This is a genomic window from Ruegeria sp. CE9 (assembly GCF_056537425.1).
Genome location: NZ_JBQFRO010000002.1, coordinates 199,758 through 218,540, shown reverse-complemented (window position 1 = coordinate 218,540; position 18,783 = coordinate 199,758). Strand labels below are relative to the sequence as shown.

At 57.9% G+C, this 18,783-nt stretch carries 19 protein-coding genes; 14 read left to right on the top strand and 5 right to left on the bottom strand.

The window, feature by feature from the left end; all coding sequences use genetic code 11:
* Window positions 1-10 precede the first annotated feature (10 nt).
* Window positions 11-790, top strand: a complete 780-nt coding sequence (locus ACR0B3_RS05630; protein WP_480808210.1) for an SDR family oxidoreductase — start codon at window positions 11-13, stop codon at window positions 788-790.
* A gap of 290 nt (window positions 791-1,080) precedes the next feature.
* Window positions 1,081-2,955, top strand: a complete 1,875-nt coding sequence (uvrC, locus tag ACR0B3_RS05625) for an excinuclease ABC subunit UvrC (RefSeq protein ID WP_480808209.1) — start codon at window positions 1,081-1,083, stop codon at window positions 2,953-2,955.
* Here uvrC and ACR0B3_RS05620 read toward each other — a convergent pair.
* Complete coding sequence (locus ACR0B3_RS05620) at window positions 2,952-3,836, bottom strand: DMT family transporter (RefSeq protein ID WP_480808448.1); 885 nt, start codon at window positions 3,834-3,836, stop codon at window positions 2,952-2,954. The two genes, uvrC and ACR0B3_RS05620, sit on opposite strands and share 4 nt — an antisense overlap.
* Window positions 3,837-4,026: 190 nt before the next feature.
* On the opposite strand from ACR0B3_RS05620, the gene pgsA reads away from it, so the two are divergent.
* From pgsA to ACR0B3_RS05605, 3 genes are read left to right on the top strand one after another with little or no spacing between them, the layout of a single operon-like run.
* Window positions 4,027-4,695, top strand: coding sequence for a CDP-diacylglycerol--glycerol-3-phosphate 3-phosphatidyltransferase (gene pgsA, locus ACR0B3_RS05615; protein WP_480808208.1), 669 nt, complete (start codon window positions 4,027-4,029; stop codon window positions 4,693-4,695).
* Window positions 4,696-4,698: 3 nt separating this feature from the next.
* A complete protein-coding gene (gene moaD / locus ACR0B3_RS05610; protein WP_170685205.1) occupies window positions 4,699-4,944 on the top strand; it encodes a molybdopterin converting factor subunit 1 in 246 nt (81 codons plus the stop codon).
* Between the two features lies 1 nt (window position 4,945).
* The gene (locus tag ACR0B3_RS05605; protein ID WP_480808207.1) at window positions 4,946-5,389 is read left to right on the top strand and encodes a molybdenum cofactor biosynthesis protein MoaE; all 444 of its coding nucleotides are present in this window, start codon (window positions 4,946-4,948) and stop codon (window positions 5,387-5,389) included.
* Between the two features lies 1 nt (window position 5,390).
* On the opposite strand, the gene ACR0B3_RS05600 is transcribed toward ACR0B3_RS05605, so the two are convergent.
* The 3 genes from ACR0B3_RS05600 to ubiA form a co-directional block, all read right to left on the bottom strand.
* Window positions 5,391-5,711: a hypothetical protein gene (locus ACR0B3_RS05600; protein ID WP_170395619.1), complete on the bottom strand. Its 321-nt coding sequence runs from the start codon at window positions 5,709-5,711 to the stop codon at window positions 5,391-5,393.
* Window position 5,712: 1 nt separating this feature from the next.
* Window positions 5,713-7,617 (bottom strand): OmpA family protein, encoded by a 1,905-nt coding sequence (locus ACR0B3_RS05595; RefSeq protein ID WP_480808206.1) that lies wholly within the window; start codon window positions 7,615-7,617, stop codon window positions 5,713-5,715.
* Between the two features lie 66 nt (window positions 7,618-7,683).
* Entirely contained in the window at window positions 7,684-8,646 is a 963-nt protein-coding gene (gene ubiA, locus ACR0B3_RS05590) for a 4-hydroxybenzoate octaprenyltransferase (protein ID WP_480808205.1), read from the bottom strand.
* 12 nt (window positions 8,647-8,658) lie between these two features.
* On the opposite strand from ubiA, the gene ACR0B3_RS05585 reads away from it, so the two are divergent.
* From ACR0B3_RS05585 to pheT, 9 genes are all read left to right on the top strand, one after another.
* Window positions 8,659-9,384: a 16S rRNA (uracil(1498)-N(3))-methyltransferase gene (locus ACR0B3_RS05585; protein WP_480808204.1), complete on the top strand. Its 726-nt coding sequence runs from the start codon at window positions 8,659-8,661 to the stop codon at window positions 9,382-9,384.
* Window positions 9,381-10,229, top strand: coding sequence for a GNAT family N-acetyltransferase (locus ACR0B3_RS05580; protein ID WP_480808203.1), 849 nt, complete (start codon window positions 9,381-9,383; stop codon window positions 10,227-10,229). Before ACR0B3_RS05585 ends, ACR0B3_RS05580 begins: the two co-directional genes overlap by 4 nt.
* Entirely contained in the window at window positions 10,226-10,753 is a 528-nt protein-coding gene (locus ACR0B3_RS05575) for a hypothetical protein (RefSeq protein WP_480808202.1), read from the top strand. Before ACR0B3_RS05580 ends, ACR0B3_RS05575 begins: the two co-directional genes overlap by 4 nt.
* A gap of 66 nt (window positions 10,754-10,819) precedes the next feature.
* The gene (locus ACR0B3_RS05570) at window positions 10,820-12,190 is read left to right on the top strand and encodes a glutamate--cysteine ligase (RefSeq protein WP_480808201.1); all 1,371 of its coding nucleotides are present in this window, start codon (window positions 10,820-10,822) and stop codon (window positions 12,188-12,190) included.
* A gap of 70 nt (window positions 12,191-12,260) precedes the next feature.
* A complete protein-coding gene (pheS, locus tag ACR0B3_RS05565; RefSeq protein ID WP_480808200.1) occupies window positions 12,261-13,334 on the top strand; it encodes a phenylalanine--tRNA ligase subunit alpha in 1,074 nt (357 codons plus the stop codon).
* Window positions 13,335-13,561: 227 nt separating this feature from the next.
* Window positions 13,562-13,912, top strand: a complete 351-nt coding sequence (locus tag ACR0B3_RS05560; protein ID WP_480808199.1) for a hypothetical protein — start codon at window positions 13,562-13,564, stop codon at window positions 13,910-13,912.
* 158 nt (window positions 13,913-14,070) lie between these two features.
* Complete coding sequence (locus ACR0B3_RS05555) at window positions 14,071-14,874, top strand: CE1 family esterase (RefSeq protein WP_480808198.1); 804 nt, start codon at window positions 14,071-14,073, stop codon at window positions 14,872-14,874.
* Between the two features lie 23 nt (window positions 14,875-14,897).
* Entirely contained in the window at window positions 14,898-15,305 is a 408-nt protein-coding gene (locus tag ACR0B3_RS05550; protein ID WP_480808197.1) for a cupin domain-containing protein, read from the top strand.
* A gap of 75 nt (window positions 15,306-15,380) precedes the next feature.
* Window positions 15,381-17,777 (top strand): phenylalanine--tRNA ligase subunit beta, encoded by a 2,397-nt coding sequence (gene pheT / locus ACR0B3_RS05545; protein ID WP_480808196.1) that lies wholly within the window; start codon window positions 15,381-15,383, stop codon window positions 17,775-17,777.
* 45 nt (window positions 17,778-17,822) lie between these two features.
* Here the strand turns inward: pheT and ACR0B3_RS05540 are convergent, their stop codons facing one another.
* Window positions 17,823-18,707 carry a LysR family transcriptional regulator gene (locus ACR0B3_RS05540; RefSeq protein WP_480808195.1) on the bottom strand — a complete coding sequence of 295 codons (885 nt, stop codon included), beginning with the start codon at window positions 18,705-18,707 and terminating at the stop codon, window positions 17,823-17,825.
* Window positions 18,708-18,783 lie beyond the last annotated feature (76 nt).

Genomic DNA, 18,783 nt, shown 5'->3' with positions numbered 1-18,783 from the left:
GAGAGTACCTATGACCCGAGCATTGGTAACAGGTGCAGGCATGCGTCTTGGCCGTGCCATGGCGCTGTACCTGGCGCAGCGCGGCATGGATGTGGCGGTACACTATTCAAGTTCGGAACAGGCTGCGCATAAGACGGTCGAAGACATTCAGGCGCTGGGCCGGAAATCAATTGCGCTGCAGGCTGACTTACTTGATGAAAGCCGCGTCAGTACATTGCTCCCCAGCGCTGCTGAGGCGTTGGGTGGGTCGATCACCTGTTTGGTCAATAATGCGTCTATCTTTGAATACGACAATATTCATACAGCCACGCGCCAAAGCTGGGACAGGCATCTCGACAGCAACCTGCGCGCGCCGTTTGTACTGACGCAAGCAATGGCCGAACAAGGGTTGGCGCCAGAGCTTGATGATCAGGGTGAACCCCGGGCTGTTGGCCTGATCGTTAACATGGTCGATATGCGGGTACGTAAGCTTACGCCCGAATTCATGTCTTATACGATCGCCAAAATGGGCCTGTGGGCTCTGACCCGGACCGCTGCACAGGCTCTTACGCCTGCAATCCGCGTGAATGCAATTGGTCCGGGGCCGACCTTGCAGGGTCATCGCCAGAGCGAGAAGCACTTTAGCGCCCAGCGTCAGAACACAATTCTGGAACGCGGATCCAACCCGTCAGATATCACTGCTGCACTGGGGTATTTTCTGGATGCGCATGCTGTTACCGGCCAGCTTCTGTGCGTGGATGGTGGGCAGCATCTGGGCTGGCAGACCCCGGATGTTCTGGGCGTAGAATAGGTATATCCGCCGCAAGTTTTGCACCGCTCTCGTTCCCGTTATGTTAGCGTTACAAAAATGTCTTAATTTTCATACACTTGTCTCGCGTTAGAAAAAATAACGTTTAAAAACAACAGTATAAAATACTGCCTATTTTTTGTGCAGATCAACGAATAGGCAAGGATTCAAGGGAAAATCGCGATGCCCCAAAAGTTATCTGCACAGTTATCCACAGAAGTCGTGGATTTGTTTTCTCTTGATCTGAAACGCGCAAGATTGCAGCCATGGTCAGAGAATCATATCTCTGACACATGACCGCCACCACCGATCCCGATTCGTCGAACCAAGCCACCGGCTATGCCTGTATCCAGCGCTATGTGAAAACGCTGGACAGCTCGCCAGGTGTTTACCGAATGCTGGATTCGGATAGCCGTGTTCTGTATGTGGGTAAGGCGCGGAACCTGAAGGTGCGGGTGTCGAACTATACGCGGCCCGGGCATTCGGGACGGATTGAGAAGATGATCGCGGCGACCGCCTCGATGATGTTCCTGACTACGCGGACCGAGACCGAAGCGTTGTTGCTTGAACAAAACCTGATCAAGCAGCTCAAACCGAAATACAACGTCCTGCTGCGTGACGATAAGAGCTTTCCGAACATTTTGGTTGCCAAGGATCATGCATTTCCGCAGATCAAGAAACATCGTGGTGCCAAGAAGGAAAAGGGCGCCTATTTCGGACCATTCGCCAGCGCGGGTGCCGTGAACCGGACGTTGAACCAGTTGCAGAAAGCATTCCTGCTACGGAATTGCTCGGATTCCATGTTCGACAGTCGAACCCGGCCTTGCTTGCTCTACCAGATCAAGCGCTGTTCTGGGCCATGTGTTGGCTTAATCTCCGAGGCTGAGTACTGCGAAAGCGTCAAAGATGCTGAACGGTTCCTATCTGGCCGATCCACCAAGGTGCAGGAAGATTTGGCCGACCAGATGATGGCAGCCTCCGAAGCGATGGAATTCGAGCGCGCTGCTGGTCTGCGCGACCGCATCCGGGCGCTGACTCAAGTGCAGACCAGCCAAGGCATCAACCCGCGCGGTGTGACTGAGGCTGATGTCATCGGCCTCTATATGGATAGCGGGCAGGCTTGTGTTCAGGTGTTCTTTATCCGCGCCAATCAGAACTGGGGGAACAAGGACTTTTATCCGCGCGTCGGCGCGGACGTATCGCCAGCTGAGGTGATGGAGGCGTTCCTTGGACAGTTCTATGACAACAAGGAACCCCCACGGCAGTTGATCCTGTCCGATGCCATCGAGAACGCTGATCTGATGCAAGAGGCGCTTTCGGAAAAGGCAGGGCGCAAGGTGGAAATCCTAGTGCCCCAGCGTGGCGAAAAGCAGGAACTGATCGCAGGTGCGCTGCGCAATGCACGAGAGTCTTTGGCGCGCCGCATGTCGGAAAGCGCTACTCAGGCCAAGCTGCTGCGAGGCGTGGCGGAGGCGTTCGATCTGGACGGCCCGCCGGCCCGGATCGAGGTCTATGACAACTCTCACATACAAGGCACCAACGCGGTTGGCGGCATGATCGTCGCGGGCCCTGAAGGCTTCATGAAAAACGCCTATCGCAAATTCAACATCCGAGGTGACGATCTGACACCGGGCGATGACTTTGGGATGATGAAAGAGGTTTTGACCCGCCGGTTTACCCGTCTGCAAAAAGAAGATCCGGATCGCGACAAGGGTCTGTGGCCTGATCTACTGTTGATCGATGGCGGCGCCGGGCAGGTGAGTGCTGTGCAGGAGATTATGCAGGCCCACGGCGTCGAAGATATCCCGATGATCGGCGTTGCCAAAGGCGTCGACCGCGACCACGGCAAGGAAGAGTTCCACCGTACCGGTCAGCGCCCCTTTGCCTTGAAACGTAACGATCCTGTTTTGTATTTCATCCAGCGCCTAAGGGACGAAGCACACCGCTTTGCCATCGGCACGCACCGCGCCAAGCGGGCCAAAGCTGTGGGTGCGACGCCCTTGGATGAAATCCCAGGCGTTGGTGCCGCGCGAAAGCGGGCCTTATTGGCCCATTTCGGCAGTGCCAAAGCCGTAAGCCGCGCCAACTTGGCGGACTTGAAAGCGGTCGATGGAATCTCTGCCGGGCTGGCGCAGAAGGTCTATGATTTCTTCCACGATAAGGGTTAGGCTTTTCGACCACGCCAGAGAATATAAAGCCCCGAGGCCACAATCAGCGCGCAGCCGATCCACATGGTTTGATCCAATCTCTCTTGGAACAGGAAAACACCCAGCCCGATCCCGAACAAAAGTCGGGAATAGCGGAATGGCGTTACTGCAGACACTTCGCCTGTACGCATCGCTTTCATGAGTGACGCGTAGGCAATCGTCCCGATTACCACTGCCGCAGCAATGTAGATCCCTGTTTGGCCGGTCAAAGCCTCCATCGGTGTGCCTTCCCAAAAGCGATAGGCGATCCCCGCCACAACGACCGAGAGGAACCCATAGAAGCCCAGCACGTCAGCTCCCAAAGTGGCTGGTGCGGCGCGGCTGGCCAAATCGCGACCTGCAAACCCCAGCATCCCCAACACAGCCAGCAATGACAGCATCGTAAAGCTATCGCCCGTTGGCCTGATGATGACGATCACACCGACCAAGCCAATTGCGATAGCGCTCCAGCGTCGCCAGCCCACGGTCTCTCCAAAAAACAGCGCTGCACCAGCGACCACGACCAGTGGCGTTGCCTGCAAAATTACCGTTGCTGAGGATAGTGGTGTCAGAGCGATTGCCAGTAAATAGAACATCCGGCCGAGGATTTCAAAAAACACGCGGATTTTCATGGGTCCAGACAAAACGTCGGGATGAAACAAGCGCCCACCGCGTAAGGTTGCCGCGCAGGCGAAAATCACCGACCCACCTGCGCCGAATAGAACTAATACTTGCCAGATTGGTAGATCTGCCGACGCGCCCTTCAGCAGCGCGTCTTCAATTGCGAACAAAGCCATGGCGGCAATCATCCAGGCGCTGCCGATCAGATTTGATCGGGGATCAGTTTGAATATTCGGTGTCATGTTGGGTTCTGGTACTTTCAGGCCGGGCCGATCGCCAATCTGGCCCCAAAGCCGCACGATGCCAAGATGTATCTGATCGCCTCGCAACTGTTGCGACTCTGTGACGTGCTGCGGGCCAAACGCTTGTGCGTGGTTAGTTTTTTGCGGCCTTGTCTTTTCTGTCTTGAACCGGCGATGTAGGGTCCAAGCCATGAAATGGAACCTGCCCAATATTCTGACCGTTCTGCGCCTTGTGGCGGCCCCCGGTCTTGCCGTGATGTTTCTGTATTTCACGCGCCCCTATGCGGATTGGTTTGCGCTGATCCTGTTCCTGACTGCGGCCATCACTGATTGGTTTGACGGCTATCTCGCACGCGCCTGGAAGCAGGAAACCAAGATCGGAGCCATGCTGGATCCGATCGCCGACAAGGCGATGGTTGTGATCGCGTTGATGATCCTGGTGGGGTACTCAACCGAACACTGGACGCCATGGCTGGTACTGCCCGCAACGGTCATTCTGTTTCGCGAAGTGTTTGTTTCAGGTCTGCGGGAATACTTGGGTGATGTGGCTGGAACACTGAAAGTCACGAAGCTGGCCAAGTGGAAAACGACGGCGCAAATGGTTGCCATCGCCATCCTGTTCTCGCAGGGCATATTCGAACATCACTTTGTAATGGCCACGTTCGGCATGGATGCGGCTACCATAGATCAGGTCCTGACCGGGCAGGTGGAAGATGTGGGCCACATAGGATGGCATCTTGAAGGCATGTTCTGGTCTGGTCGCATTGGTCTGTGGTTGCTGTGGATTGCCGCAACGCTGACATTGATCACTGGCTATGACTACCTACGTAAAGCCATGCCCCACCTGAAGGAGAGCTAAGCAATGGACGTGCTGTATTTCGCCTGGGTGCGTGAACGCATCGGCCTGCCGAAAGAGAAAGTCGAGACCGAGGCTGCCACGGTTAACGACCTGGTCGCTGAACTCAGCGCGCGCGAAGATCGCTATGCCGCAGCATTTGCTGATCTGTCGGCCCTTCGCGTGGCGCTTGATCAGGAGCTTTCGGATTTTGATGCTTCGCTATCCGGAGTGCGCGAGGTCGCCTTTTTCCCACCCATGACGGGTGGATAAAGTGCGTATCGTCGTGCAAGAGGCTCCGTTCGATCTAGGGGCCGAGGCGAACGCATTTGCCGCCGGAAACGACGCCAATGGGGCCATCGTGACCTTTACGGGCGTTGTGCGCGATCTGGCCACTGGCGATCTGGATGTGATGGAGATCGAGCATTATCCGGGCATGACCGAACGTGCCCTGACAAAGATCGCAGAAGAGGCGCTCACACGTTGGTCACTGGGTGATGTGCTGGTGATCCATCGCCACGGACGGCTTGCTCCGGGGGACCGGATCATGATGGTTGCCACCGCCGCACCGCATCGCAAGGATGCGTTTGAAGCGGCGGAGTATCTGATGGATTACCTCAAATCCCGCGCGCCGTTCTGGAAGAAAGAAATCACCACATCCGGAGCTGAATGGGTCACCGCGAAGGATGAGGATGAGGATGCGTTGACGCGCTGGTAAGTCAGTCTGCGTTGTTGATCCGCCCACGCATCTCTTCGGCTTCCTGCCGCGCGGCGCGCAATCCTTCCATTGCTGCGTTCAACTCTGCCTCAGTCTGCGTCAACTGATTGGTCAGTTCCGCCTCACGCTGTTGCAGGTAAGTGATCGCCTGATCGCGGGTTTCCTCTGCCTCGTGCAACTCCTGGCTCATGCGATCCAGATCGGCCACGTCGCTTTGACGGACACGTGACAGGCGATGGGCCAACCAATTGGCGAACCATCCCATACAGAAAGCGGCGAACAGGATTATGGCGGTGGCGATGATGAATTCTGTTCTGTTCAACTTACTGGTCCTCTGCGCCCGCATCCGGTGCGTCGGTTTCAGGTGTTTCGGTCTCGGTTTCCATCGCCTCAAGTCCGGTTTCGGAATTTGCGACCGGCTCAGGCCGGATCAAGCGGAACTCAATGCGACGGTTTTCTTCGCGGCCTTCTTCGGTCTCATTGTCGGCGATGGGCTGGGTCTCACCATAGCCGACCGCTGAAAAGCTGGACGTAGGCACACGCCGCCCGCGCAATTCATTCAGGATCGATTGCGCCCGCGCCTGGCTGAGCTGCTCGTTCATTTCCTCACGGCCTTGGCTGTCGGTATGGCCCTGAATTTCCAACCGGATCGGACCGCATTCGCGCAGGATGTCAGCAATCTGGTTCAGGGCATCGCGAGATTCTGCGGCGACGGTGGCTGAGCCCGGTTCGAATGCGATTTTGCTGGCGGCCTGAACCTCTGCGAGCTGTTCTTCGCAGACCTCAGGATCAGGAGGCGCATCTGCGGGTGCAGGGGGCTCCTGATAGGTGATCGACAGGGCGTATTCCTGCGCCTCACCCAACTTATCCGACAACATGCCGGCGATCCGTGCCTTGGCGTCGGGATCATGGCTGATACCAGACAAGGCGACATTGTCCGGCGTCACGGTCAGCGCACCGTTGTGTAGCTCTGACAAAGCCTCCAGCCCAGCGAGTACACGCACTGGCCAATCTGCGGGCAGGTCCGGCGCGATCCGGGTTGCGGTGTGAACTTGCAAAGATCCGAAAGCAGCGCGGGCAAAGCTGTCGGTCATTTCGCGCAGAGTTTCGTCACCTACACGGCCCCGCAATTGCACCAGCCCCTCGGGGCTGCGCGTTGCCACGAACTCAACAGGCCCTGATGGGTCGTCCGGTTCGGGCTCAGGCAAGACCGCATGCAGGACAAAGACCTCAGGCAGCGCGTTTTCGAGCTCTCCCACAATGCGGTCGAACTCCAACGGGTTGGTGTCTTGTGCTGCGACGAGTGTGATATCTGCATCCGACAGCGTGATCGATCCTTTGCCGAGTTCAGCCAAGGCCCGGATGCTTAACTGTGCCGCATTGGCCCAACGCGGGGAAGGCACGCCCAATCCGATTTTACAAGAATAGGGGCCCGTCAGCCCTGCCTCTTGTGCTGTTCCAACAATGATATCTCGCGCATCTTCGTCCTGCGCTGAACACGCATCAAATTGCCCGCCAACCTCATCGATCAGGTATCGCAGCGTAAAGGGCGTAATCACTGGGCGGGGCGCCGAGATCGAAAGGCCTATGCGCAGACCCGGCGGCGCGGCGCGGTTCAGGTTCTGCTCAAGCCGCTCTTTTTCCTGTTGGCTGTCCGCGATGGCGGTGACGCGTACAAGCCCGGGGCTGGCAGAAATCTTGGCACGTGGCAAATCCGAGAGCGCATCAATCGCATAGTCGATGGCCTGATCCCAGCCATCTGGCTTGGGATAATCAGCGCTTTCCATCAGGTCCGAAACCCGAGCACTTGGATCGAGGCGCTGAAGATGTTCGATCAGATCATCGCGATCCAACTCGGCAGGCACCAGCCCTATGATCGAAATTCCGCTGTCATTGCGCAGGATTTCGGCCGAGAAACGCGGCGGCGTTAGGTCAGCGGTGGGTGCGACTTCCATTTCATCGATCACGCGTGAGGTTTCGACCTCGGTTCCGGCAGCGGTCAGGGCGTTGAATCGGGTGGCCTCATCAGGCGCGGTCCCCGTCAACACGACACGAAGGCCATCGGATTGCACTTCGGCCCAGTCATGCCCCTGCAGGTTCAACGCCCGGCGTACGGCAAACTCCGATGCGTCTTCGATTTTGCTAACAGCAAAGCCGGCGGCCACCAATGACAGCAGGGCAGTCACCGCGAAGATCAACGCAACGGCAAGGGCGTAGGGCAGACGCATGGGTTGGATCGAAACTCCTCGGGCGGTTGGTTCCGGACTCATACAGAGCCCGAACCAGAGGTGCAATCAGAGGAAAAGGGCGACGCAGAGGAAGATCAGCGGAATCAAGCCGGTGTCGCGATTGGCCCGAAACAGTTGCAACAATTTGGCGTTGTCTTCCGTATCCAAACCTCGCAATTGCCAGGCTAGATGCCACCCCATCGCCCAAGGTCCACCCAGGGCCACCACCAAAGCGAGCACCGAAGCCTCAGGCAAAGCCGCATCGACAATCGCAAGTCCCATCAGGCTGACGGTTCCAATCAGAAAGTATTTAAGCCAGCGCGCGGTGTCGTTGCCAAACAGCCGGGCAGTGGACTTGATGCCGATCAGTTCGTCATCCTCGGCATCTTGATGGGCATAGATCGTGTCATAGAATAGCGTCCAGGCGATTCCTGACAGGTAGAGCAGGATCGCGGGCCAACCGACCGCGCCGGTATGGGCCGCCCAGGCCAGCAGCGCCCCCCAGTTGAAAGCCAGCCCCAGGAAAACCTGTGGCCACCATGTAAAGCGTTTCGCAAAGGGATAGATGGTGACTGGTAGCAGTGAGAGCACTCCCATCGCAATCGCCGCCCTATTGAAGGTCAGCAAGATTGCCAGGGCCAGCAGACACTGCAACACCATCCAGAACACGGCCTGACGCACACTGACCTGACCCGATGGGATAGGGCGCGAGCGGGTGCGCTCGACCTTCCCGTCAAACTCCCGATCCGTGATGTCATTCCACGTACAGCCCGCGCCGCGCATCAGAAAAGCCCCAATGGCGCAGCCGATGGCGATCCAGAGGTCTTCCCACCGAGGTTGGCCATCGCTCAGGATCGCCAGCGCCAGCCCCCACCAACAGGGGATCAGTAGCAGCCAAGTGCCGATGGGCCGATCAGCCCGGCTGAGTCGCAGATAAGGGCGAGCAAATGCAGGTGCGTGAGTATCGACCCAGTTGCCGGATACTGCGTCAGCGACTTGACCGTCTGGTGTTGGGGCATTGCCTTGCATATGTAGGGTCTCATGACTGCGAAGATCAGACTTTATGTAGAGCACCCTTTGGGTCCGGGGCAATCGGTTCCTTTGACGCGCGAGCAGGCACATTACCTGTTCGGCGTCATGCGGCTGTCGATTGGAGGTCAAGTTGCCTTGTTCAACGGTCAGGATGGCGAGTGGCGGGCTGAGGTCGTCGAAGCGGGCAAGCGCGGTGGCGCGCTTTCCTGTGTTGATCAGACAAAGCCGCTGCAATTACCGCCTGACCTGTGGCTGCTCTTTGCGCCGATCAAGAAGGCACGTACTGACTTTATCGTTGAAAAGGCAGCCGAAATGGGTGCTGCGCGGATCATCCCGGTCCAAACCGAATTCACCAATTCTGAACGCATCCGACGGGACCGCCTGCAGGCCCATGCTGTGGAAGCGGCCGAGCAGTGTGGTGGAACATATGTGCCTGAGGTCACCGACCTGCAGCGTCTGGAACACATCCTTGGTGATTGGTCCGAAAACCGCCAATTGATGTTTTGTGACGAGGCCGAAGTTGGCTCAGCCCTGCGCTTGGCAGAGACTGAGAAAGGAAAACCCTGGGCCATCCTGATTGGTCCTGAAGGCGGGTTTTCAGAGCGTGAGCGTAGGCGATTGGCGGAGTTGCCATTCGCTCATGTGGTCAGCCTTGGCCCACGTATCCTGCGCGCCGATACTGCAGCCGTTGCAGCGATGACAATGTGGCAGCAGGCGTTGGGGGATTGGGTGTGACGTGGCGACCAGCGCAGGAGGCAGACCTGCCCGAGATCGACACGTTTTTTTCCCGGCACATCCAGACATCCATGTTTCCTTTGGCCAACTTGCGCGATCACGGCCTGCACAGCGTTGATCCACGCGCGTTGAATGTCTGGGTTCTGGGTGATGGTCCTCGTGATGTCTTCGCGATCACAAACGAAGGCATGCTGTTGCCGCAATGTCCTGAATGCACTGACGCTGAGCTCATCAACGCGATCTCGCTCACTCGAGGCAGGGCTCTGTTTGGTATCGCCGCCGAGGCCACGCAGGCGCGACGGATTATGCAGCTTGCGGGGTGGCAGGATCGACCGGCGACTCTCAATAGCGATGAGCCGGGGTTTTTCTTGGCGCTGGATCAGCTCCAAGTGCCAGATCCAGATGGTGCTGAGCTCATTCCCCTCACTGATGCCAAACGTGCGGTTACTGAAAGGTGGCGGGAAAGCTACCTGATTGAAGCCATGGATTTTGATGCAGCACGGGCGAGAAAACAGTCCAGCAAAGACATTCAATCATATATTGAGCGCAACTCACATCGCGTTTTGCTGATTGACGGTGACCCCGTCGCCATGACCGGGTTCAACGCCAGCTTGCCCGAGATCGTACAGATCGGCGGTGTCTATACGCCACCCGAATTGCGTCGAAGGGGCTTTGCGCGTCTCGCCGTTGCGCTGCATCTGGTCGAGGCACGTAATGCCGGGGTGTCTCGCGCTGTTCTCTTTGCAGCTTCCGATGCCGCAGCGCGTGCCTATATATCGATTGGGTTCCAGCCTGCGGGCCATTACTCGCTAATCCTGTTCAAACACCCGGAGGACGTGGCATGAGTTTCATCCGACCCGAAGCCAAGCTGGCCCTGTGGCGCTGGCGCGAAGTGCTGGTTGCAGGGTTTGTTCTGATCCTCGGCCTCAGTTGGATCAGCGGCCCCGGTGGATTGCTTGCGTGGTTGGGATGGCTGTTGATTGCGATCTCGGTCGCTCTGGCCGTGATCGGATTACAGCGCGCGCGCTTTCGCAATAGTGCAGGCGGTCCCGGTGTTGTGACCATCGATGAAGGCCAGATCACCTATCTGGGCCCGCTTGACGGGGGGATGGTCGCTGCGCGTGAGATTGAGCGGTTGGCGTTGGACCCGACCTCGCGCCCCGCGCTTTGGGTTCTGGACCAGCCGGGGCAGCCGACACTTCACATTCCGGTGAACGCTGAAGGGGCCGAGTCGCTGTTTGATGTCTTCTCAGCGCTTCCGGGGCTGAAAACCGAGCAAATGCTGTCGGAACTCAACGGTCGAGCGACGCATCCGGTGGTGATCTGGGAACGCACGCCATCACGACCAGCCCACCTTAGGCTGCATTGACACTCGCGCGGTTTGCGCTCAGGACTGAGCCGAAGACAGACACATCAGGATCGGAGCACGGGTCACATGTCCATCCCCCAGTCCGGCGGCGGACCGATCGAACGCCACGAGCAATTGGCCGAATATCTGGAATCGGGCTGCAAGCCCAAGGATGATTGGCGCATCGGTACCGAGCATGAAAAGTTCGGTTATTGCAAAGACACGCTGAAGCCGCTGCCGTTTGAGGGCAAACGGTCCATCGTGGCCGTATTGGAAGGTTTGCGCGACCGCCACGGTTGGGCGGAAGTACGCGAAGCCGGGCATCTGATTGGGCTTCAGAAGGATGGTGCGAATGTCAGCCTGGAGCCGGGCGGCGCATTGGAGCTGTCGGGTGCTCCGCTGGAGACGATCCACGAGACCTGCGACGAAGTGAACATCCATCTGCGCGAGGTAAAAGACATCGCTGACGAGATCGGCGTAGGCTTTATCGGTCTGGGCGCGGCTCCGATCTGGACCCATGATGAGATGCCGTTGATGCCCAAGGGCCGCTACCGACTGATGAACGACTATATGGAAGAAGTCGGCACCATGGGTCGCGCCATGATGCGGCGTACCTGTACCGTTCAAGTCAATATCGACTTTGGGTCTGAGGCGGACATGGTGCAGAAACTGCGCGTTGCACTGGCCCTTCAGCCGGTGGCGACAGCGCTGTTCGCAAATTCCCCATTCTTCGAGGGCAAGGTGAACGGCCAGAAAAGTTGGCGCAGCTATATCTGGCGGCATCTCGACGATGCACGGACGGGCATGCTGCCCTTTGTGTTCGAAGAGGGCTTCGGGTTTGAGCGCTATGTGCAATACGCGCTCGATGTGCCGATGTATTTTGTCTATCGCAACGGTGAATATATCAACGCGCTGGGCATGTCGTTCCGCGACTTCCTGCAGGGCAAGCTGCCCGCGCTGCCGGGTGAGACACCAACGCTTTCAGACTGGGCTGACCACCTGACCACGGCCTTCCCCGAGGCGCGGATCAAAAAATTCATGGAGATGCGCGGCGCCGATGGTGGCCCATGGCGTCGCCTGTGTGCGCTGCCGGCATTTTGGGTCGGTCTGACCTATGATCAGGGCGCGCTAGATGCCGCTTGGGATCTGGTCAAAGGTTGGGATGCTGAGACGCGCGAAGCCCTTCGGGTTGAGGCTGCCAAGGATGGTCTGCAAGCGCAGGTTGGCAACATCAATATGCATGATCTGGCGCGTGAAGTGGTCTCGATATCCGAAGCTGGCCTGAAGGCACGCGCGTGCCCCGGCGCAGGTGGACTGGTGCAGGACGAGACGCATTTCCTGAACGCGCTCAAGGACAGCATCGATACGGGCAAGGTACCAGCAGATGAGTTGCTGGATCACTACAATGGCGACTGGAATGGCGACCTGACCCGGATTTTCCCCGAATACAGCTATTGATCCCCTCCGTCCCGCTTGCATTCACGGGGCGGGGCCGATAGCAGGTTGGCGACCAAATTCAGAGGGCGTCATGGACGATCTTAAGGCAAAATATCTGGGCCAAATCGCCGAAGCAGGCGATGAAAACGCGCTTGAGGCGATCCGCGTCGCTGCTGTGGGCAAAAAAGGCGAGGTCGCGCTGAAAATGCGCGAGCTCGGCAAGATGACCCCCGAAGAGCGTCAGGTCGCAGGCCCCGCGTTGAACGCTCTGAAGGATGAGATCAACTCGGCGCTTTCTGCGAAAAAGGCCGCGCTGGCCGATGCCGCGCTGGATGAGCGTCTGCGCACCGAATGGCTGGACGTCACTCTGCCGACCCGCGCACGCCGTCAGGGCTCGATCCACCCGGTCAGCCAGGCGACCGAGGAATTGACAGCGATTTTTGCCGAACTGGGATTCTCGGTGGCCGAAGGGCCGCGCATTGAAGATGACTGGTACAACTTCGACGCGCTGAACATTCCCGGGCACCATCCTGCGCGGGCCGAGATGGACACGTTCTACATGCACCGCGCCGAGGGCGATAATCGCCCGCCGCATGTGTTGCGCACCCATACTTCGCCGGTGCAGATCCGCTCGATGGAGCAGCAAGGTGCACCGATCCGCGTGATCTGTCCGGGCGGTGTGTATCGCGCCGACTACGACCAGACCCACACGCCGATGTTCCATCAGGTCGAAGGGCTTGCCATCGACAAAGACATCTCGATGGCGAACCTGAAATGGGTTCTGGAAGAGTTCGTAAAGGCGTTCTTCGAAGTCGACGACGTCGAACTGCGCTTCCGCGCCTCGCATTTCCCCTTCACCGAACCGTCGGCCGAGGTCGATATCCGCTGTTCCTGGGATAACGGTCAGCTGAAGATCGGCGAGGGCGACGACTGGATGGAGATTCTGGGCTCGGGCATGGTCCACCCCAAGGTCATCGCCGCTGGTGGCATTGATCCTGAGGTCTATCAGGGCTTTGCCTTCGGGATCGGGATCGACCGTTTGGCGATGCTGAAATACGGGATTCCGGATTTGCGGGCGTTCTTTGATTCTGACCTGCGTTGGCTGCGGCACTATGGGTTTGCAGCGCTGGATATGCCGAACCTGCATGGTGGTTTGTCGCGGTGATCTATCACTTTCTGAGCGTCAATCGCGGAAGATACTTGTGCCGGGAGCATGGGTCGTTTTGCGATAGCTCTGATGGTTATACGACAAATTGCCCACTATGTTCTGCCGAGAGCAAATGTACTTGGGAAGTAAACCGAGTTGACCGCTCGTTACAGATATTAGGAAACTTACAAGCTAGATCACAAAGAGGTCTGACGGTAGCGTCTGGACTCCTCGGGGCTGCAAGCGTGGTTGGTTTGGCTGAAAAGATCACTGGATTGGGGATGCTCAAAAACAGTGATCTTTTTGCACCCGGCCTGTTGGTTGGTCTTTCTACACTTTTGGTTGCGATCTGGCTCTACTTGCTATCGATGAAGCACATGGATGTGACGGTTAATAGGCGATTTGAAAAACTCGAGTTGAGCCAGTGGGAGAAAAAAATCACTGGGTTCATCTGGCAGGTCGAGCGTCTACACACCTACGCCACTTATTTTCTCGGCGCTGCGATACTAACCTTTTCGTTGAGTCTTATTGTGCCGCCTGTTTGGGTTGAACTAGTAACCTATTGGCACAAGATAAATGGAACCAAGGGTTTCTGAGCGCAGTAGCGCGGTTAGCGAATATAATTTGATGTAGGGTGGGCTTTAGCCCACCATGTTGTGCGTGCCAGGCTGAAGCCCGGCCTACATGCGGGCTGCGTTTGGTTTACACCGATATGTTATGTGACAGCGGGGAAAGTCTCGTTAGGGTCGGGCGCATGATTTATCGACTGCTTCTTCTTCTGCTAACCGCAACCCCGGCATTGGCCATGGGGCCGTGGAACACTGATTGCCACGGCGATACCGCCTGTGAGGTCGGCGACCGCTCGTATCATGTGCTGGAGCCTGAGGGTTGGGATGGTGAGACGCCTCTGCCGGTGCTGCTGCATTTCCACGGATGGGCGCGGCAGGGAACCGTGGTGGTAAACCATCAGCGCATCGCGGGCGCGACCAAGCTGCGGGGTGTGCTGTTGGTGGCCCCGAACGGGCGCGGCAAGAGTTGGGATTTCTGGCGCTCGGGTACCGAGGATGTGCCATTCGCGGATGCCGTGTTGGAGGATGTCGCCAAACGCTATCCGATTGATACTGACCGCATCTATGTTTCGGGCTATTCCTTTGGCGGCGCGATGGCGTGGCGCTATGTGTGCCAGTCGGGCAACGACGTGGCCGCCTTGCTGGCCGTGGCAGGCAGCATTCGCCAGACCGAGGACTGCCCCGAAGCCCCAACCGAGGCGCGCCATGTGCATGGGTTGGACGACACGGTGATGGATTATCCCTTTGGACCGGGCGGAGACACCACCTATCCGGTGGCGCTGTGGCGCGAGAAATTCCGCTGCAACGGCGCGACCCCGCGCGGGGATTGGAGTGTTGAGCCGTTCCTGACCCTCAGCCGTGTGGAATGGACGGATTGTGCGCAAGGCCAAGTGGTGTTGGATATCCATCCCGGCGGGCATTTCATCCCGCATGGCTGGATTGGACGGCAATTGGACGAACTGCTAGGCCGGGCACCAACATATCCGTAGTCTTGCTGAATAGGAGCCATTTCATGCGTTTATTTCTGCCTCTCATGTTCGTGCTCACATCGCTTCCGGTGCTGGCCCATGAGGCCTATCCGCCGCTTGAATTGCTATTGCAGACAAGCACCACGGTGGCAGGCGAACCTCTGGTCTATCCCGACGGCACACCCGAGATCACCATGGCCATCGTCACCCTTGAGCCGGGTCAGAAAACCGGCACCCATCGGCATGAGGCGCCACTGGTGGGCTATATCCTCGAAGGGGAAATCACCGTGGATTACGGCCCTGCGGGGATCAAGGTGTTCAAGGCCGGCGATGCGGTGGCCGAGGCACTGAACTCGCCCCATGCCGGTGAAAACAGCGGCGACGGGATCGCGCGTATTCTGGCAGTGTTCATCGGATCGGACACTGTGACCAACACAGTCCTCGAAGAGTAGGCGCGCCCTCTTTCCCATGTGCGGATAATCCGGTAAGTGCGGTCTGACCCGAGATCTACTGGCGGAACCCGACCGATGAAATTCACACTTTCCTGGCTGAAAGACCACCTCGACACTGACGCTTCGGTCGATGAGATCGCAGAAGCGCTGACCGATCTCGGGCTCGAGGTCGAAGAGATCGTGAACCCGGCGGATCGGCTGGCAGGCTTTACGCTAGGCCATGTGAAACACGCGGAAAAGCATCCCGACGCGGATAAGCTGCGCGTATGTACGGTGGAAACGGATGAGGGTGATCTACAGATCATCTGTGGTGCACCCAATGCGCGCGAAGGAATCACCGTCGTGGTCTGCAAACCGGGCATGTATATCCCGGGTCTTGATATCACGATCAGCGTCGGCAAGATTCGCGGCGTCGAAAGCTTTGGCATGATGGCTTCTGAGCGCGAGCTTGAGCTATCGGACGAGCATGATGGCATTATCGAGCTGCCCTCGGGCGAGGTGGGTGACACATTCGTCGACTGGCTGGCCGAGAATGATCCGTCCAAGATTGACCCGATGATCGAGATCGCGATCACGCCGAACCGCCCCGATGCGCTGGGTGTTGCGGGTATTGCGCGCGATCTGGCAGCCCGTGGATTGGGCACGCTGAAGGTGCGTGACTATGTCCCCGTGCCGGGGGACTTTGAAAGCCCGATCAAAGTGTCGATTGACGAGGATACGCTGGATGGCGCACCACATTTCACTGGGCGTCTGATCAAGGGCGTGAAGAATGGCCCCAGCCCTCAATGGTTGCAGGATCAGCTGAAGGCGATTGGCCTGCGTCCGATCTCGGCTTTGGTCGATATCACCAACTACATGACCTTCGACCACAATCGCCCGCTGCACGTGTTTGATGCGGACAAGGTGCAGGGCAATTTGCGGGTGCACCGCGCTGAGGGTGGAGAGAAACTGGTGGCGCTGGATGAGAAGGAATACACTCTGCAGCCCGGCATGATGGTGATTTCGGACGACAAAGGTCCGGAATCGATTGCTGGTATCATGGGTGGCGAAGAAACCGGCTGTACTGAGGAGACAGTGAACGTCTTTCTGGAAAGTGCGTTCTGGGATCATGTGCAGATCGCCCTGACGGGCCGTGCACTGAAGATCAACTCGGACGCGCGGTATCGGTTCGAACGTGGGGTTGACCCCGAATACACGCGCGAAGGGTTAGAGCATGCAACGCAGATGATTTTGGATATCTGCGGCGGTGAAGCTTCGAATGTTGTCGAGGCGGGCAAAGCGCCGAACCATGCGCGGGCCTACAAGCTGGACGCAGCGCGGGTGCAGTCTCTGGTCGGGATGGAGATCCCGGAAAGCGAGCAGCGGCAGACGCTGACTCGTTTGGGCTTCCGCTTGGACGGCGAGATGGCGCATGTGCCCAGCTGGCGTCCGGATATCATGGGTGAGGCCGATCTAGTGGAAGAGGTCGCGCGTATCGCATCTCTGACCAAGCTGCAGGGTATTCCTCTGCCACGCACCACGGCGGGGATTCCCAAGCCGGTTATGACACCCACGCAGCGCCGCCAGTCGATGGCGCGCCGGACCTGCGCTGCGCTGGGGTATAATGAATGTGTGTCTTATACCTTCATCGATCAGGCCTCGGCAGCCTTGTTTGGGGGCGGTGACGCGGCAACGATGCTGGAAAACCCGATCTCGTCCGAGATGAGCCATATGCGCCCCGATCTGTTGCCCGGTCTGCTACAAGCGGCGGCACGCAATCAGGCTCGGGGCTATGCCGATCTGGCTTTGTTCGAAGTCGGGCCCGTGTTCCATGATGGCGAGCCCGGGGATCAGCAGACGCAGATCACCGGTCTGTTGGTGGGCCGCAACGGTCCCAAGGACGTGCATGGTTCCTCCCGCCCCGTTGACCTGTTTGATGCCAAAGCCGACGCAGAGGCGGTGCTTGCCGCCATTGGTGCGCCCGCCAAGGTTCAGATCCTTCGTGGCGGCGATGCCTGGTGGCATCCCGGTCGGCACGGTAAGATTTGCCTGGGTCCGAAAAAGGTTCTGGGTGTCTTTGGTGAACTGCATCCGCGCGTGTTGCAGGCGATGGATATCAAGGGTCCGGCAATGGCGTTCACCATCTGGCCGGATCAGGTGCCGATGCCGCGCAAATCCGGTGCAACCCGTTCCGCCTTGGAGCTGCGTGACCTGCAGGCTGTTGAACGGGACTTTGCCTTTGTGGTCGATGCAGATGTCGAGGCATTGACGCTGGTGAATGCGGCGGCGGGTGCCGACAAGGCGTTGATCGAGGATGTGCGCGTCTTTGACGAGTTCATTGGCGGCAGCCTTGGCGAAGGCAAGAAATCACTGGCCATCACCGTGCGTCTGCAGCCTTCGGACGAGACACTTAAGGAAAAAGATATCGAGGCCGTGGCTGAAAAGATCATCGCTAAGGTCACCAAGGCAACCGGTGGCACCTTGCGCGGGTAGAGCCCCTCAGATTGTATCTGAACGACGCGCCTTCGGGCGCGTTTTTCATTTGGACAGATATTCAGCCAACAGATCAAAGACCAGCCGAATGCGGCGACTGGTGTGCAATTCACGATGGGTAGTGAGCCAGACGGGAAATGTGATCGGCTCCATCTCCGGCAGAACGCGTTCCATCCCGGGCGTTGCATCGCCGACGACCTGAGACATTGGCGCGATCCCAAAGCCATGTTTTGCGTATTCCCATGCCACAAGCCCGTTTTGTGAACCCAGCCGGAAATTCTCATCAGACAGGTGAATACTCAAGGGTTTCAGATAGGCGATCATCTGGGTGGTATCGCCGAAACTGATAAACTCGTGCTGTGAAAGGTCCAATGTATTCCGGGGGCGCCCGACGCGGTTCAGATATTCTGTGGTGGCATAGAAATGCCCGGTAGCCTCCTGCACAAGCTTTGCGATGAGGTCGGGTTGGTCCGGGCGCACGTGTCGGATGGCGATATCTGCCTCACGCCGCATCAAATCGCGAATGTCGTTCGATGCGATCACATCTATGTGCAAACGTGGGGCCTGGGCGCGAATATCTCGCAGCAAGTTGGGCAGGATATAGGCGGCCATCACGTCACTGGCGGTGATGCGAACCAGCCCTTCGATGGATTGCGCCTGCCCGGATGCGGTCAGAGAAATACGATTGGCGGCTTCGCCCATCTCGCGCGTGTGATCCAACAACTCCATTCCGGCTTGCGTAATCTCCAAGGATCGACCAATGCGTTCGAACAGCATCAATCCCAGATCTACCTCAAGCGCAGCGATCTGTCGGCTGAGTGTGGGTTGCGTCTGCCCCAATTGGCGCGCGGCTGCAGATAGTGAGCCTGTTTCGGCTGTGGCGAGAAACGCCCTGATGTGGTTCCAGTCAAAGTCACTGAGATTGTTCATGCAAATATGTATAAGCGTTCTGCAATATTCGGCAATTCCTATTCGATCTGTGCATAGCTACCTAGTGAGTCAAAGG

Excerpts from the sequence above, each read along its gene's own strand:
- ACR0B3_RS05630 (WP_480808210.1), top strand. The coding sequence starts at position 11 with ATGACCCGAGCATTGGTAACAGGTGCAGGCATGCGTCTTGGCCGTGCC.
- uvrC (WP_480808209.1), top strand. The coding sequence starts at position 1,081 with ATGACCGCCACCACCGATCCCGATTCGTCGAACCAAGCCACCGGCTAT.
- ACR0B3_RS05620 (WP_480808448.1), bottom strand. The coding sequence starts at position 3,836 with ATGACACCGAATATTCAAACTGATCCCCGATCAAATCTGATCGGCAGC.
- pgsA (WP_480808208.1), top strand. The coding sequence starts at position 4,027 with ATGAAATGGAACCTGCCCAATATTCTGACCGTTCTGCGCCTTGTGGCG.
- moaD (WP_170685205.1), top strand. The coding sequence starts at position 4,699 with ATGGACGTGCTGTATTTCGCCTGGGTGCGTGAACGCATCGGCCTGCCG.
- ACR0B3_RS05595 (WP_480808206.1), bottom strand. The coding sequence starts at position 7,617 with ATGCGTCTGCCCTACGCCCTTGCCGTTGCGTTGATCTTCGCGGTGACT.
- ubiA (WP_480808205.1), bottom strand. The coding sequence starts at position 8,646 with ATGCAAGGCAATGCCCCAACACCAGACGGTCAAGTCGCTGACGCAGTA.
- ACR0B3_RS05585 (WP_480808204.1), top strand. The coding sequence starts at position 8,659 with ATGACTGCGAAGATCAGACTTTATGTAGAGCACCCTTTGGGTCCGGGG.
- ACR0B3_RS05575 (WP_480808202.1), top strand. The coding sequence starts at position 10,226 with ATGAGTTTCATCCGACCCGAAGCCAAGCTGGCCCTGTGGCGCTGGCGC.
- ACR0B3_RS05570 (WP_480808201.1), top strand. The coding sequence starts at position 10,820 with ATGTCCATCCCCCAGTCCGGCGGCGGACCGATCGAACGCCACGAGCAA.
- pheS (WP_480808200.1), top strand. The coding sequence starts at position 12,261 with ATGGACGATCTTAAGGCAAAATATCTGGGCCAAATCGCCGAAGCAGGC.
- ACR0B3_RS05555 (WP_480808198.1), top strand. The coding sequence starts at position 14,071 with ATGATTTATCGACTGCTTCTTCTTCTGCTAACCGCAACCCCGGCATTG.
- ACR0B3_RS05550 (WP_480808197.1), top strand. The coding sequence starts at position 14,898 with ATGCGTTTATTTCTGCCTCTCATGTTCGTGCTCACATCGCTTCCGGTG.
- pheT (WP_480808196.1), top strand. The coding sequence starts at position 15,381 with ATGAAATTCACACTTTCCTGGCTGAAAGACCACCTCGACACTGACGCT.
- ACR0B3_RS05540 (WP_480808195.1), bottom strand. The coding sequence starts at position 18,707 with ATGAACAATCTCAGTGACTTTGACTGGAACCACATCAGGGCGTTTCTC.